This window comes from Nocardia vinacea (assembly GCF_035920345.1).
GTDB lineage: Bacteria > Actinomycetota > Actinomycetes > Mycobacteriales > Mycobacteriaceae > Nocardia > Nocardia vinacea_A.
Window position 1 is genome coordinate 1,244,317 of the sequence record NZ_CP109149.1, and the last position, 12,852, is coordinate 1,257,168.

Here is a 12,852-nt window from a genome sequence, read left to right on the forward strand (position 1 = left end):
GTGTTCGGAGTTAGGGGCACCATCAGCGCCGTCCCCGCGGACGCGCTGGTCATCACGGACAACCTCGACCGAGCGATGCACGCAACGGTCGAGGGGTTCCGCGAGGAGGACGATTCGGGCTACCGCTCCTACGCCTGAAGCACCACCTTCCCGACGGTGCCGCGCGACTCGAGCGCGCGGTGCGCGTCGGCAGCATCGGCAAGCGCGAAACGCTGGACCGCGGGCCGCAGCCGACCGGCTGCAGCCTCGGCCATGGCCTTATCCTCTAGCGGGCGTAGGTCGCCGCCGACACGCTGGAGCATGCGCGGTCCGACGACCATCTCGGAGATGATGCCGCGCGTGGCCAACTCCTCCTCCGAAAGCGATAGCGGAGCACTGTCGGCCGCGCCGTAGATCAGATGCTGACCGCCCTTGCCGAGCAGATCGATTGCGGTGCGGCTTATTTCGCCGCCGACACCGTCGAACAGCACAGTGGCCCTGCGGTCGCCGAGTTGGGCACGCACCTGCTCGGGCCAGTCGGGGCGTAGGTAGTCGATCGCGATATCCGCGCCATTTCGCTGCACCAGTTCGACTTTCGCGGGTCCACCGGCCAGCCCGACGACCGTCGCCCCAACATTCTTCGCATGCTGAACAAGCAGTGTCCCGATGCCGCCCGCGGCGGCGGTAATCACCACAACACTGTCGGGGCCGAGTTCGGTGAACAACAGAATCCCCATGGTCGTTCGCCCGGTGCCGACGATCGCGACCGCCTCCGCCGGATCGAGATCGGCCGGAATCTCGTGCAGCCGAGCTGTTTCCGTCACGGCCAACTCGGCGTAGCCACCGGGCCCCTGGCCGAGATGCGCGACGACCCGCTTACCAAGCCAGGACGCATCGACGTCGGGTCCGATCTGGTCCACGGTCCCGGCGACTTCGCGCCCCGGGATCGTCGGCAACGTGGGCGGCGGATAGGGACCGGCCGCACCGCGACGCAACGCCGTATCGATGAAATGCACGCCCGCCGCCGCGACCCGGATGAGCACCTGACCTGGTCCGGCCACCGGATCGGGAACCGTTTCGTAGCGCAGATTTTCGGCTGGTCCGAAGGTGTGAAGGCGGATGGCGTGCACGGTGGCTCCTATTCGTCGGCGAACCAGCCCACCCTGCAACCTGAAGTGCCGTTCAGGTCAAGCGGTGGCGGACCTCGAGCACCGTGTCTCGAATCCGTCGCAGAGCGCGGACAATCCGATATACAGCAGATCCTCCGAGGTCAGGTCGCTGACGCCACTGCCGTTCAGATCGGCGAGCGCGGGCGGGATCGGCAGTTGTGATGTTCCTTCCAGCAACGCCCGCAGTCCGTTCGAGCCCTCCGGGTTCATGCCCTTGCGCGCGACCAGCGCACCGCTGATATGCGGCAGCGTGGCCCCGGAGATGTAGTTCCACACCGCGAAGGCCATGGTGGACGCCTCGCGGGTCGAGACATTGAGCTCGCGCAGCCCCTCGACCAGCCATGCGAAACAGGCCAGACCCTGCGGGCCGAAGCTGTAGCGGGGCATCGCGAAGGTGAGCAGCACCCACGGATGCTTCTGGTAGAGCGCCCAATCGATTTCGGCGGCAATGCGGACTCGGTCGCGCCAGGTCCAGTTCTTGCCCTCCGGCGACGGATACGGGTTGCGGGCAGAGATCTCGTCGGTCATCAGTGCGAGCAGTTCGTCCTTGTTCGCGACGTGCCGGTATAGCGACATGGCTCCGACACCCAGTTGTTCGGCGATATGTCGCATGGACAATCCGTCGAGCCCCGCCTCGTCGGCAAGGGTGATCGCGGTGTCGACAATGGCCGCTCGGGTGAGCTTCGGCTCGGTCATCCCATGACTCGCTTCCAGTTTTGGGACCGCATGCGTACACTGTACCCGGATTGGTGCGTACGCCGTACGCCGTACGCGACACGGGAGAGGAAATCGACATGACTCAGGTGGAGGTCGCGCAGGCGGCGCCGACCGGTTCGCGGCGTGCTCGGCTCGGTCTCGCGGTACTGCTGTTGCCGGTGCTGCTGGTGTCGATGGACATCTCGGTGCTGTTCCTGGCTATGCCGACGCTCACCCTCGATCTCGACCCCTCGGCCGCGCAGCAGCTGTGGATTCTCGATATCTACGGCTTCCTCATCGCGGGCCTGCTGATCACTATGGGCAATCTCGGCGACCGGATCGGGCGGCGCAATATTCTGCTCGCCGGTGCGTCGATCTTCGGTATCGCCTCGATCATGGCGGCCTTCGCGCCGAGCGCCGCGGTGTTGATCATCGCGCGTGCGCTGATGGGTATGGGCGGCGCGACCCTGCTGCCCTCGAGTCTGGCGCTGATTTCCAGCCTGTTCCCGAACGCCCGCGAACGCGCCGCCGCGATCGGAGTGTGGACGGCGTTCTTCGCGGGCGGATCCGCGGTCGGCCCGATCCTCGGTGGCCTGTTGCTGCACCACTTCTGGTGGGGATCGGTATTCCTCATCAATATTCCGGTGCTGCTGATCCTGCTCGCCTTCGGTCCGTTCGTGCTGCCGGAACATCGCGCCGGTGTGGTCGGTCCGCTCGATATTCCGAGTGTGCTGCTGTCGATCGGCGGCATTCTGCCGGTGGTGTACGGGGTGAAACAGATCGCCGCGGAAGGGTTCGATGTCGAACCGCTCGTAATCGGACTTATCGGTGCGGTGCTGCTCGCGATCTTCGTGCGGCGGCAGCGGCAGCTGGCCGAACCGCTGCTGGATCTGCGACTGTTCCGGCGGGCGCAGTTCTCGGTCGCCATCGGCTCCAGCTTGGTCGGCATGATGTCACTGGCCGCGATGAGCTATCTGACCAGTGTCTACCTGCAATCGGTGACCGGACGTGACCCGCTCGCGGCCGCGCTGCTCGGGATTCCGATGGCGATCGCGGTATTCGTGTGCTCGATGGGTGGTGCGCGGGTCGGACACAAGCTCGGGGTGCGTCCCACCTTCGTGCTGGCGCTGCTGGCCTCGGCCATCGGCAACCTGATGCTGATCGGTGTCGGCGTGGACGGCGGAATCGCCTGGTACCTTGCGGGATCCACGATCGCGGGCATCGGTTACGGCCTGGCGTTCACCCTGGTGTCGGATGTGGCAGTGTCCTCGGTGCCACCCGAGCGGGCCGGATCCGCGGTCGGGATCTCCGAGACCAGTTTCGAATTGGGCAACGCGCTCGGCCTCGCGCTGCTGGGTTCGGTTGCGGCACTGGTCTTCCGGTCCGGTGGCGGCTATGCGGACACGCTCGGTGAGACCATCCAGCATGCAGGCGACAATTCCGCACTGATCGATTCCGCACGCGAATCCTTTGTCTCCGGAATGCATGTCGCGACCTCGGTCGGTGCGCTGCTGTTGGTGGTGATGGCGGCGGTCGCCGCATTCGCACCCCGGCGCTGACCGGCGCGCCTCCCGGGATTCTGCCGCGATTCGCGATATAATCAGATGTCATGATTTCGCATGACATCACCTCGATCGAGGGTTTCATCCGCAGCTACGACGAGATCGTCGCGGCATCGGATTTCGCCGCACTGGCAAGCCTTTTCGATCCGGCGATTCTGGTAACCACCCCGACATCGAGTCGTTGTGTGAGCCGGGAGGAGTTCGTGGCCGCCGCCCGAGCGCGGGCCGACCAGTTCGATGCTGGGTCGACGCCGCGCACTCGGCTGGTCGAGCAAACCACCTTCGAACTGGGCGGACACTGCTGGCTGAGCTCGGCCCGGTGGGCGCTGTCGCTCGGCGAACGGTCCCTCGACGTCTACAGCGACTTCCTGGTGCGCCGTGCCGAAGACGGGTTGCGGATCGTGGCCTACCTGCCCCGACAGGATCTGCCCGAGCTCCTGAGTACCTCGGCAAATGAGCGCGAATAGGGCAGGTCGGCGCATACAGTCGAGAGGGTGAACGACACTCCCGAATCGAGCAATGGCCGCCCGCTCGCCGAGCGAGTGGCGTCCTGGCTGCTGTACCCGACCTCCCGACCGCGCGAGAAATCCCTGCGCGAGGAGGTCGCGGGCCGGACCGTGCTGGTGACCGGCGCATCGCACGGCATCGGCAAGGCGAGCGCACGCAAACTGGCCGCAGCCGGTGGGATCGTGCTGCTGGTTGCGCGCTCGGTCGACGCTCTGGAGCAGGTGGCGGCCGAGATCACTGCCGAGGGCGGTACCGCGCACGTGTACCCGACGGATATGACCGATATGGACGCCGTCGAAAAACTCGGGCGCGATCTACTCGCGGAGCACGGTCATATCGATGTGCTGATCAATAACGCGGGCAAGTCGATTCGCCGTTCGATCGACGAATCCTACGACCGCTTCCACGATTTCACGCGCACCATCGATGTGAACTATCTCGGGCCGGTCCGGCTGCTGCTCACCTTGCTGCCGAGTATGCGCGAACGCAAACAGGGCCATATCGTCAATATCTCCACCTGGGGCGTGCTCATGCCGCCCGCCCCGCGGTGGGCCGCCTACGGTGCTTCCAAATCCGCCTTCGATGTCTGGTTACGCAGTGCCGCAGCGGAAATCGCCGCCGACAAGGTGACGACGACCTGCATCTACATGCCGCTCGTGCACACCAGGATGAGCGCGCCGACCGACTTCAGCCGCGTTCCCGGGCTTACCGTCGACGAAGCCTCCGATCTGGTCTGTCACGCCGTGGCCGCCAAGCCACGCAAGATCGCGCCCTGGTGGTCGACAGGGGTCCAGGCCTGGTCCGATCTGACCCGAGGACGGGCGCAGCGCTTCATGGAACATGCGTTCCTCGCTGATCGCTATACGCCACGTGTCCGGCGCGGACGCGGGCCGATCTGATCGAGCAGCACATTGACCTCGTCCGGGAAGCCATTGGTCACCGCCTTCGGCGTCTTGTTCGGGAATCGGCGCACGTGCTCCTCCGCGGCCGATCCGGGCAGGACGTAGACGGGTTCGGCCTTGTTCTGCAGCGGACGCACGACATCGTCGAGGTGGGTTTTGCGATCGTCGAGGTAGGCGCCGATCACATCCTCGCCGGCCGGGCAGACGGCCATGCAGTACCCGGCCTTGTAGTTGGGTTTGAACGACAGGCTCTGCCACATCGAGAACGATTCGCCGGTGGTGACGCGCTCGCGGTACTCGGCGGCGCTGTCGCTGTCGGCGACGGTTTCGGCCCAATCGGTGAAGCCGCCCATGAACTCTCGGTAGTTGTGGGTATAGCAGGCCTGGAAATCGAAGCCGCCGTCATTGGCAATCGCGCCGACCGGACAGGCCGATACGCACAGCTTGCATTCCAGGCACGGATTGAAATCCAATGCGGCGCTCGGCTCGTCGATCACCGCATCGGTGACCACCGTGCCCAGCAGGATGAAATTGCCGAACTTCGGGTGAATCACGTTGCGGTGGATACCCATAACGCCCAATCCGGCCGCCTCGGCCACCACCTTGTGTGCGATCACCCAGATCCGACCCGGGAACTTGTCGACCTCCATCGGATATCCGGGCGCGGGGTAGACGGCGCGGTACCCGGCATCCTGCAGGGCCCTGGTAATGCGGCGTGACACCTCGTTGGTCTCGTCGTCGGCGTGGTTGAATTCGGTGTTGGCCAGGCTGCGCATGGTGCTGCGCAGGTTGTCCCGGTTCATCCGGACACAGAAGGTCACGAATGTGCGTGCGGAGGGCAGGATTTCGCGCGCATGCTCGAGTTCGACCGCCACCCTGGGATCGTCGACCGGTACGAAGCCCACATCGTCGGCTCCGGCCGCGAGGCAGAGCTCGCGCAGCCGCGCCGCATTCAGCACCGGATCCGGTGTCGTGCGCGCTATTTCGCTCATCCGCTTGACGGTCGGATGCTCCGCGAATCGTCGCTGTCCCGTTGGTTCCTTATCCGACATCGGCCCTCCTCAAAAACCGCGAGACCGAACCGGCCTCAGGAAGATAGACCGCGCAGGCCCCCGAAACTCATCGCACTCCGGGCGTGTCGGATGGTAAGTGGTTGGCGGTCTTGCGGTTCGAGCGCAACTTGTCGGCCGTCCACGCGACGGCAGCGCCGACGCCCGCGCCGAGCAGCCAACCGGCCAGTACATCGGTCGGCCAGTGCGCACCGAGATACACCATGCACCCGCCGACGAACACCACCGCCACAACGAGCGCGGTGCCGGCCGCACTGCGCATACGGGGCGAGCGCCACTCCACCGCGAGGAATATGCCCGTCGCCAGTGCAGAGGTGGCCGCAGCATGAGTGGAAGGCATTGCCCAGCTGTGGATTTCGGGCCACAAGGTCAGATCTCCAGCCGGACGCGGGCGCCTGACCACCTGCTTCAACCAATGCGCGATGAAATCGCCCAGCAACAGACTCGCCGCCGCGACACCGCCGACCCGCCAGCTCCGCGTCGCGACCACGGCTAATACCCCGGCCAGCGCGACGATCTCGAGCACCTCGATGCGCATTCCGGCATTGCCGATGCCCTGAATCACCTGCGTCACCGCGTCGGCGCGCCGGACCGAGATGACGCGCATGATGCTCTCATCGAACCCCATCGCGCCCATGTTTCCAGACCCCCAGCGGTGGCAGGAGACATCCTGAGCCCGCTCAGGTTCGAAGATCATGTGTGGCCCGGTCGGGGTGAGGGAGCCCGGCCGTGTCACGCATAGGATCGACGGGTGCATGGATCGGACGCGGGGACCACGGGGTTGGCGACTTTGTTCGCGTTGGCGGATTCGCGGCTGCCGATCGGGGGGCATGTGCATTCCGGCGGTGTGGAGGAGGCGGTCGCGTCCGGCGTGGTGCGCGATGTCGCGACGGTGGAGCTGTATTTGCGGCGGCGGATCCGCACGTCCGGACTGGTGGCGGCCTCGTTGGCGGCGGCGGTGTGTGCGGGGAAGTCGACCGCCGAGCGGGCGGAAGCGGAGGCCGATGCGCGGACACCGGCTCCGGCTGCGCGGGCGGCGTCGCGGGCACAGGGGCGTGGTTTGGTGCGGTTGGCGAAACAGGTTTGGCCGGGGGCGGATTGGACGGTTCTCGGTGTGCGGCCGCATCTGTCGACGGCCTTCGGTGTGGTGGGGCAGATCTGCGGTGCGACTCCGGAGCAGGCCGCTGCGGTCGTCGTCTACACGACCATGACCGGCGCGGCGACGGCGGCACAGCGGTTACTGGCGCTTGATCCCGCCGCGGTCGCCGCCTGCACGATCCGGCTCGGCGAACTCTGCGACCGGACCGCCGTCGCGGCCGCGACCGAACTCGCCGCGCTCTCGGATCCGCTACAGGACGTACTCGCACAGCGACACCTCGTACGCGATATGCCCCTGTTCGCGTCCTAGGCGCGCAATCCGCAAGGATGGAAGCGGAAAGGAGCACGATATGCCACCCCATCTGATCGACGGCGAGCCGCACGATCACTCGCACGACCGGCCCAAGCGCGAGCGCACGCCCGGCGAGGCGCTGCGCATCGGTATCGGCGGACCGGTCGGTTCGGGCAAGACCGCCCTGGTGGCCGCCCTGTGCCGACAGCTGCGTGACAAACTCTCGCTCGCGGTGCTGACCAACGACATCTACACCACCGAGGACGCCGACTTCCTGCGCAGGCACGCGGTGCTACCCGATGAGCGGATCACCGCCGTGCAGACCGGTGGCTGCCCGCATACCGCCATTCGCGATGACATCACCGCGAATCTCGATGCCATCGACGATCTGATCGCGGCCAATCCGCCCCTGGATCTGATCCTGGTCGAATCCGGTGGCGACAACCTCACCGCCACGTTCTCCTCCGGCCTGATCGACGTACAGATCTTCGTCATCGATGTCGCGGGTGGCGACAAGGTGCCGCGCAAGGGCGGTCCCGGCGTGACGTTCTCGGATCTGCTGGTGATCAATAAGACCGATCTGGCCCCGCTGGTCGGCGCCGACCTGGACGTTATGGAGCGCGATGCCGCGAAGGTGCGCGAGGGCCGCCGCACGGCGATGATCTCGCTGACCGAGGATCCGGCCGCCACCGCGGTGCTCGCCTGGGTGCGCGAACAGCTGCGGGCCATTGCCGAACAGGACAAACCGGCCACCGAATCCGCTGTTGCGCACTGAGGTTCGCATTGTCGCGGCCGTCGGCACGCTGCCCGAGATCCACGCGAGCGGTGGGTTGGCGGCCCGGCGCACGGGTCCGGACACCGTCCACCTGATCGGCACCGCGGCCACTCCGCTCGGCGGCGATGAACTCGATATCGAGATCGTGGTCGGTGCGGGCGCACGCCTGGTGGTGCGCTCGGTCGCGGCCACCATCGCGCTACCGAGCACGCGCACGCCATTGTCGTTGGCGCACTGGCATTTCGACGTCGCGGGCGAGCTGGATTTCGATCCGGAGCCGACGATCGTGGCGGGCGGCGCGCACCACCACACGGTGACCGAGGTGCGATTGACCCCCGACGCCCGGCTACGGCTGCGCGAACGCGTACAGATCGGGCGCATCGGCGAGGACGACGGCGGTTGGCGCGGCGACCTGATCGCCGATATCGGCGCCCTGCCGCTGCTGCGGCATCGACTCGAACTTGGTGCGGGTAGTGCCACCGATGACAATCTCGCCGCACCAAGGGCATTGGACAGCGAACTCGTGTATCCGGACGACCGCCCCGTGGAAACCGACGGCCTGGTCGCGGCCCGCCTCCCGCTCGCTTTGGGCGGGACTCTGTCCACCCGAACGGGACCGCTGCTCGTCAGTACGCGATAGCTCTCGATTCGCCGCGGAATGTGTCATCCATCACAGCGGGGCTTTGCCCGGACCGACACGGTGTGGCGATGCGCCGGGCGGGGGAATGAAAGAGGTGGGAACCCGACAACGTCGTCAGGTTCCCACCCCGGTTCGGCGCTCGATCAGTCGCCGACGACCCGTGAGGGCGCGTTGAACGCGTTGACCGCGCCGACGGCCGCACCGGCGGCCGCCCCGATGGCGGCCGCGGGGAACGTGATCACGGCCGCACCGACCGCCGCCCCGAGTACCGGACCCGCGACGAGCCCGACAGGCACGAGCGGTAGTCCGATGACCAGACCCAGCGCACCGCCGACCATCGCGGAGCTTGCCGTGACAGGGACCGCTGCCCCCGCCCCCGCCAGCGCACCCATTGCGGCGGTGCCGATGGTTTGTCCGGCGATCCGGTCCGAGCGGCTGCGCTCCATACCGATCGAATCGAGGAATGTCGCCAGATTGGCCTCGGCCATTGCGGAGTTGTCGTTGATCTGGATCGCCTGCTCCTGGTTGATCCAATCCGGTGCATCGACGGTGACGTCACCGAACCGGAACTTGCCAGGCGGCGGCGCGATCGGCGGCACCGGAGCCACGGGGCCGGGCGGGTGCAGCACACCGACGGGCGCGAGGTACTTCTTATCCGGCGCGGGCCGCGACCACTGCAGCGAGCTCTTGGTGCTGTCCGGGATGTGCAGACCCTCGTACGGCATCGCGTTGGGGGCGTCGGCCGCGGGCCACTGCGGCTTCTGGTCCTGAGTGACCGTATTCGATTGTGCGGGATCGGCATTCGCGGTGCCGGTGCCCACCAGCGCCAGAACGAGCGGTACTGCTCCCGCCGCGACCATCGTCCCCATCTTCTGCCGCTGCGGGTTAGGAGCTCTGTGCTTGCCTGTCCCCATACATCGCCTTTCATCCGGAGAAATGTCATCCGGCATTCGGATTGGCGGCACTCTCGGATGGGTGCAAATTTGCAGGGCGGCGATGTTGCTAATGATTAGCTAACTGGAGTGGCTAGCCCACCTTGCGGTCGGCTGCCTTCTCGGAGCGCGCGGCCTTCCCATTCTCTGCGGGCGGCGCCCCCAGCGCGGCCGCGAGTTCGTCGGCGTCCTGCTGATCGGCCTGCACCGCCTCCACCGCGAGCCGGGCGAAGACCCACTGCTCGGTAGCTGCCATCTGCCCGCGAGTGCGGCCGAGGAAGGTCACGAACCACTGGATGACGGTGATGATCCGGCTGCGGTAGCCGACCAGGTAGTACAGGTGCAGCGCGAGCCAGGCGAGCCAGGCGATGAATCCACCGAACTCGAGCTTGCCGACCTGGCAGACGGCGCTGAACCGCGACACCGTCGCCATGCTGCCCTTGTTGAAGTACTTGAACGGCTTGCGGTCCTGCGGCGCTTGGCCTTTGAGTCCGGCCTTGATCTGCTTGGCCGCATACGTCGCGCCCTGGATCGCGCCCTGAGCCTGACCGGGCACATTCGGCACCGACATCAGGTCGCCGACCACGAAGACATTCGGGTGGCCCTTGATGGTCAGATCGGGTTCGACGATCACGCGTCCGGCGCGGTCGGTCTCGGTGCCGTCGGAGCGTTCGGCGAGCATCTTGCCCAGTGGGCTGGCCTGCACACCGGCCGACCACACCTTGCATGAGGATTCGATCCGGCGCACCGTCCCGTCGGCATCCTTCACCGTGACCCCGTGCGCGTCGACATTGGTGACCATGGCGTTGAGCTGGATCTCCACACCCATCTTCTCCAGCCGCCGCTTGGCCTTACCGCCTAGCTTCGGACCCATCGGGCCCAGTACCGCACCCGCGCCCTCGACCAGGATCACCCTGGCATCGCGCGGATCGATGTTGTGGAAGGTGCCCTCCAGGGTGCGATCGGCCAGTTCGGCGATCTGACCGGCCAATTCGACACCGGTGGGTCCGGCGCCGATCACCACGAAGGTGAGCAGTCGGTCCCGCACTTCCTGCGTGGTGGCCAGTTCGGCGCCTTCGAATGAGCCAAGGATGCGCGCGCGTAGCTCCAGCGCGTCGTCGATGGTCTTCATGCCGGGCGCGTAGGTGGCGAACTTGTCATTCCCGAAGTAGGACTGCTGCGCGCCGGTCGCCACGATCAGACTGTCGAAGGGGGTGATGGTGTTCTGGTTGAGCAGCTGCGAGGTGACCGTTTTGTGCTCGAGGTCGATATCGATGACATCGCCGAGCAGCACCTGGGCGTTCTCCTGCTTGCGTAGCACCAGCCGGGTCGCGGGGGCGATCTCACCGACCGACAGGATGCCGGTGGCCACCTGGTAGAGCAGCGGCTGGAACAGGTGGGTCGAGGTCTTGGAGATCAAGGTGACGTCGACGTCGGCATGTTTGAGGTGCTTGGTACCGAACAAGCCGCCGAATCCGGAGCCGATCACCACCACCCGGTGGCGATGGTTCTCCTGGACAGACTGAGTGCTCATCGTCGGTGCTCCTCAAACCTGGGGTGCGGCCCCTCGAACGGTGTTGACCCGACTTACGGTAGTCGGCGCTCGGCTGGCCGTCGCGGCGAGATCCCGGTTGTTGATGTGCCGATTCTTTTCGAGCGAATGAATGTGAAAAAGAGAATACGATAGATCCTGTCGTTCAGGGAGGTTTGTCATGGTCGTCGGTGGCCGTGTCGCCCACATCCGCAGCGGGATTGGAAAGCCCAGCGTGCGGCACCAATCCGAGAATGCGTCGCTCATCGACATCCCGGACGACCACCTGATCGATCGACTGCTGCGCCGGGTTCCCGAGCGTCCCCATGTGCTGGCCTCACCGCCACGCGGCAGCACCGCGACCGCGGTCACAGGAGATGCCGGACTTCCATATTTCGGCCGGGGCCTGCACTACCTGCGCTGGGGTCCGGCGGAAATGATGCAGCGGTATCGCCGCTACGGTCCGGTATCGCTGAATTCGTCGCTGGGCTTGGATCGGGTGCTGGTCTGCGGTCCGGAGGCGATCGATGAGGTGCTCGGTAAGCGGCGTCGCGATTTCGGCCAGGGCTGGGACTACTTCATCGGTCCGTTCTTCCGGCGCGGGCTGCTGCTGCTGGAATTCGACGAGCACATGTTCCATCGCCGGATCATGCAGCAGGCCTTCACCAGGGAGCGGCTGGAGGCGCATCTCGCGACGTTGACGCCGGTGGCGCGGGCCGCCGTCGCTCGGTGGGTGCCGCGGACCGGCGGCACCGTCCGGCTCTATCCGACGATCAAGGAATTGACGCTGGAGATCGCGGGCGAGACCTTCATGGCCGTCGATGTCGGGGTGCGGCGCCGCAAGCTCATCGATGCGTTCATCGACTGCACCCATGCCGGACTATCGGTTATTCGACATCCGGTGCCCGGCGGCAATTGGCGTGCCGGGCTGCACGGGCGCAAGGTACTCGAGCAGTACTTCACCGACATGCTGCCGAGCAAGCGACGGACCGAGTCGACGGATTTCTTCTCCGGACTGTGCCATGCGCGCACCGAGGACGGCGCCGAATTCAGCGATGCGGATGTGGTCAACCACATGATCTTCCTGATCATGGCCGCGCACGACACCACGACGACCACCGCCACCGCCGTGGCCTACTACCTCGGCAAACATCCCGAATGGCAGCGGCGGGTGCGCGCCGAGGTGTGCGCGGTCGATGCCGAAATCGGCGGCGCCGCACCGACAGTCGGCGATCTGGACCGGATGCGCGAACTGGATCTGGTGATCAAGGAGAGTTTGCGATTGATGCCGCCGGTGCCCGGACTGCCGCGACGGGCGGTGCGCGACACCGAAATTCTCGGGCACTACATTCCGGCGGGCACACCGATCGATTGCGCGTATACGGTCAACCACTTCCTGCCGGAACTGTGGACCCGGCCGGAGGTGTTCGATCCGGAACGCTTCGGCGACGCGCGCCGCGAGGACAAATCGCATCGACTCGCCTGGGTGCCCTTCGGTGCGGGTGCGCACAAGTGCATCGGGATGCACTTCGGGACATTCGAGGTGAAGACGATCATTGCCGCGCTGGTGCGGGATTACGAATGGGAGCTCCCGGGGGATTACCGAATGCCGTGGGGATTCACGACGATTCCGTTCCCCCGGGATGGTGCGCCTGTGTCTTTGCGCCGTAGCGATCGCTTGCGGGTCGCTCGATAGGTC

The 12,852-nt window shown here is 66.1% G+C and carries 14 protein-coding genes; 8 read left to right on the forward strand and 6 right to left on the reverse strand.

What is annotated here, in order from left to right; genetic code table 11:
• Positions 1 to 138, forward strand: a complete 138-nt coding sequence (locus tag OIE68_RS05915; protein ID WP_327098375.1) for a hypothetical protein — start codon at positions 1 to 3, stop codon at positions 136 to 138.
• Here OIE68_RS05915 and OIE68_RS05920 read toward each other — a convergent pair.
• Positions 129 to 1,109, reverse strand: a complete 981-nt coding sequence (locus OIE68_RS05920; RefSeq protein WP_327098376.1) for a zinc-binding dehydrogenase — start codon at positions 1,107 to 1,109, stop codon at positions 129 to 131. The two genes, OIE68_RS05915 and OIE68_RS05920, sit on opposite strands and share 10 nt — an antisense overlap.
• Positions 1,110 to 1,166: 57 nt before the next feature.
• On the reverse strand, positions 1,167 to 1,844 hold the full coding sequence (locus OIE68_RS05925) for a TetR/AcrR family transcriptional regulator (protein WP_327098377.1): 678 nt from the start codon (positions 1,842 to 1,844) through the stop codon (positions 1,167 to 1,169).
• A gap of 98 nt (positions 1,845 to 1,942) precedes the next feature.
• Here OIE68_RS05925 and OIE68_RS05930 point away from each other — a divergent pair, with 98 nt between their 5' ends.
• The 3 genes from OIE68_RS05930 to OIE68_RS05940 are packed head-to-tail and all read left to right on the forward strand — an operon-like array spanning position 1,943 to position 4,812.
• Positions 1,943 to 3,403: an MFS transporter gene (locus tag OIE68_RS05930; protein WP_327098378.1), complete on the forward strand. Its 1,461-nt coding sequence runs from the start codon at positions 1,943 to 1,945 to the stop codon at positions 3,401 to 3,403.
• A 50-nt stretch (positions 3,404 to 3,453) separates the two neighbouring features.
• A complete protein-coding gene (locus OIE68_RS05935; protein WP_327098379.1) occupies positions 3,454 to 3,873 on the forward strand; it encodes a hypothetical protein in 420 nt (139 codons plus the stop codon).
• A gap of 27 nt (positions 3,874 to 3,900) precedes the next feature.
• Positions 3,901 to 4,812 carry an SDR family NAD(P)-dependent oxidoreductase gene (locus OIE68_RS05940; RefSeq protein ID WP_327098380.1) on the forward strand — a complete coding sequence of 304 codons (912 nt, stop codon included), beginning with the start codon at positions 3,901 to 3,903 and terminating at the stop codon, positions 4,810 to 4,812.
• On the opposite strand, the gene OIE68_RS05945 is transcribed toward OIE68_RS05940, so the two are convergent.
• Both OIE68_RS05945 and OIE68_RS05950 read right to left on the reverse strand, forming a co-directional pair.
• Positions 4,773 to 5,867: a 4Fe-4S binding protein gene (locus OIE68_RS05945; RefSeq protein ID WP_327098381.1), complete on the reverse strand. Its 1,095-nt coding sequence runs from the start codon at positions 5,865 to 5,867 to the stop codon at positions 4,773 to 4,775. The two genes, OIE68_RS05940 and OIE68_RS05945, sit on opposite strands and share 40 nt — an antisense overlap.
• Positions 5,868 to 5,934: 67 nt before the next feature.
• Positions 5,935 to 6,513, reverse strand: coding sequence for a phosphatase PAP2 family protein (locus OIE68_RS05950; protein ID WP_327098382.1), 579 nt, complete (start codon positions 6,511 to 6,513; stop codon positions 5,935 to 5,937).
• A gap of 123 nt (positions 6,514 to 6,636) precedes the next feature.
• Between OIE68_RS05950 and OIE68_RS05955 the strand changes: the two genes are divergently transcribed.
• Genes OIE68_RS05955 through OIE68_RS05965 form a run of 3 tightly spaced genes read left to right on the forward strand, consistent with a single transcriptional unit; the run spans position 6,637 to position 8,690 of the window.
• Complete coding sequence (locus OIE68_RS05955; protein ID WP_327098383.1) at positions 6,637 to 7,293, forward strand: urease accessory protein UreF; 657 nt, start codon at positions 6,637 to 6,639, stop codon at positions 7,291 to 7,293.
• Positions 7,294 to 7,333: 40 nt separating this feature from the next.
• Complete coding sequence (ureG, locus tag OIE68_RS05960; RefSeq protein WP_327098384.1) at positions 7,334 to 8,050, forward strand: urease accessory protein UreG; 717 nt, start codon at positions 7,334 to 7,336, stop codon at positions 8,048 to 8,050.
• A complete protein-coding gene (locus OIE68_RS05965; RefSeq protein WP_327098385.1) occupies positions 8,040 to 8,690 on the forward strand; it encodes an urease accessory protein UreD in 651 nt (216 codons plus the stop codon). The genes ureG and OIE68_RS05965 overlap by 11 nt, the downstream gene beginning before the upstream one ends.
• Before the next feature lie 143 nt (positions 8,691 to 8,833).
• Here OIE68_RS05965 and OIE68_RS05970 read toward each other — a convergent pair whose 3' ends face one another.
• Positions 8,834 to 9,604 (reverse strand): hypothetical protein, encoded by a 771-nt coding sequence (locus tag OIE68_RS05970; protein ID WP_327098386.1) that lies wholly within the window; start codon positions 9,602 to 9,604, stop codon positions 8,834 to 8,836.
• A 112-nt stretch (positions 9,605 to 9,716) separates the two neighbouring features.
• Positions 9,717 to 11,156: an NAD(P)/FAD-dependent oxidoreductase gene (locus OIE68_RS05975; RefSeq protein ID WP_327098387.1), complete on the reverse strand. Its 1,440-nt coding sequence runs from the start codon at positions 11,154 to 11,156 to the stop codon at positions 9,717 to 9,719.
• 178 nt (positions 11,157 to 11,334) lie between these two features.
• On the opposite strand from OIE68_RS05975, the gene OIE68_RS05980 reads away from it, so the two are divergent.
• Positions 11,335 to 12,849: a cytochrome P450 gene (locus OIE68_RS05980; protein ID WP_327098388.1), complete on the forward strand. Its 1,515-nt coding sequence runs from the start codon at positions 11,335 to 11,337 to the stop codon at positions 12,847 to 12,849.
• Positions 12,850 to 12,852: the final 3 nt, after the last annotated feature.

Bases quoted from the DNA above. Each gene is read 5' to 3' on its own strand.
- OIE68_RS05935 (WP_327098379.1), top strand. From the start codon at position 3,454: ATGATTTCGCATGACATCACCTCGATCGAGGGTTTCATCCGCAGCTAC.
- OIE68_RS05925 (WP_327098377.1), bottom strand. From the start codon at position 1,844: ATGACCGAGCCGAAGCTCACCCGAGCGGCCATTGTCGACACCGCGATC.
- OIE68_RS05945 (WP_327098381.1), bottom strand. From the start codon at position 5,867: ATGTCGGATAAGGAACCAACGGGACAGCGACGATTCGCGGAGCATCCG.
- OIE68_RS05970 (WP_327098386.1), bottom strand. From the start codon at position 9,604: ATGGGGACAGGCAAGCACAGAGCTCCTAACCCGCAGCGGCAGAAGATG.
- OIE68_RS05975 (WP_327098387.1), bottom strand. From the start codon at position 11,156: ATGAGCACTCAGTCTGTCCAGGAGAACCATCGCCACCGGGTGGTGGTG.
- OIE68_RS05950 (WP_327098382.1), bottom strand. From the start codon at position 6,513: ATGGGGTTCGATGAGAGCATCATGCGCGTCATCTCGGTCCGGCGCGCC.
- ureG (WP_327098384.1), top strand. From the start codon at position 7,334: ATGCCACCCCATCTGATCGACGGCGAGCCGCACGATCACTCGCACGAC.
- OIE68_RS05930 (WP_327098378.1), top strand. From the start codon at position 1,943: ATGACTCAGGTGGAGGTCGCGCAGGCGGCGCCGACCGGTTCGCGGCGT.
- OIE68_RS05980 (WP_327098388.1), top strand. From the start codon at position 11,335: ATGGTCGTCGGTGGCCGTGTCGCCCACATCCGCAGCGGGATTGGAAAG.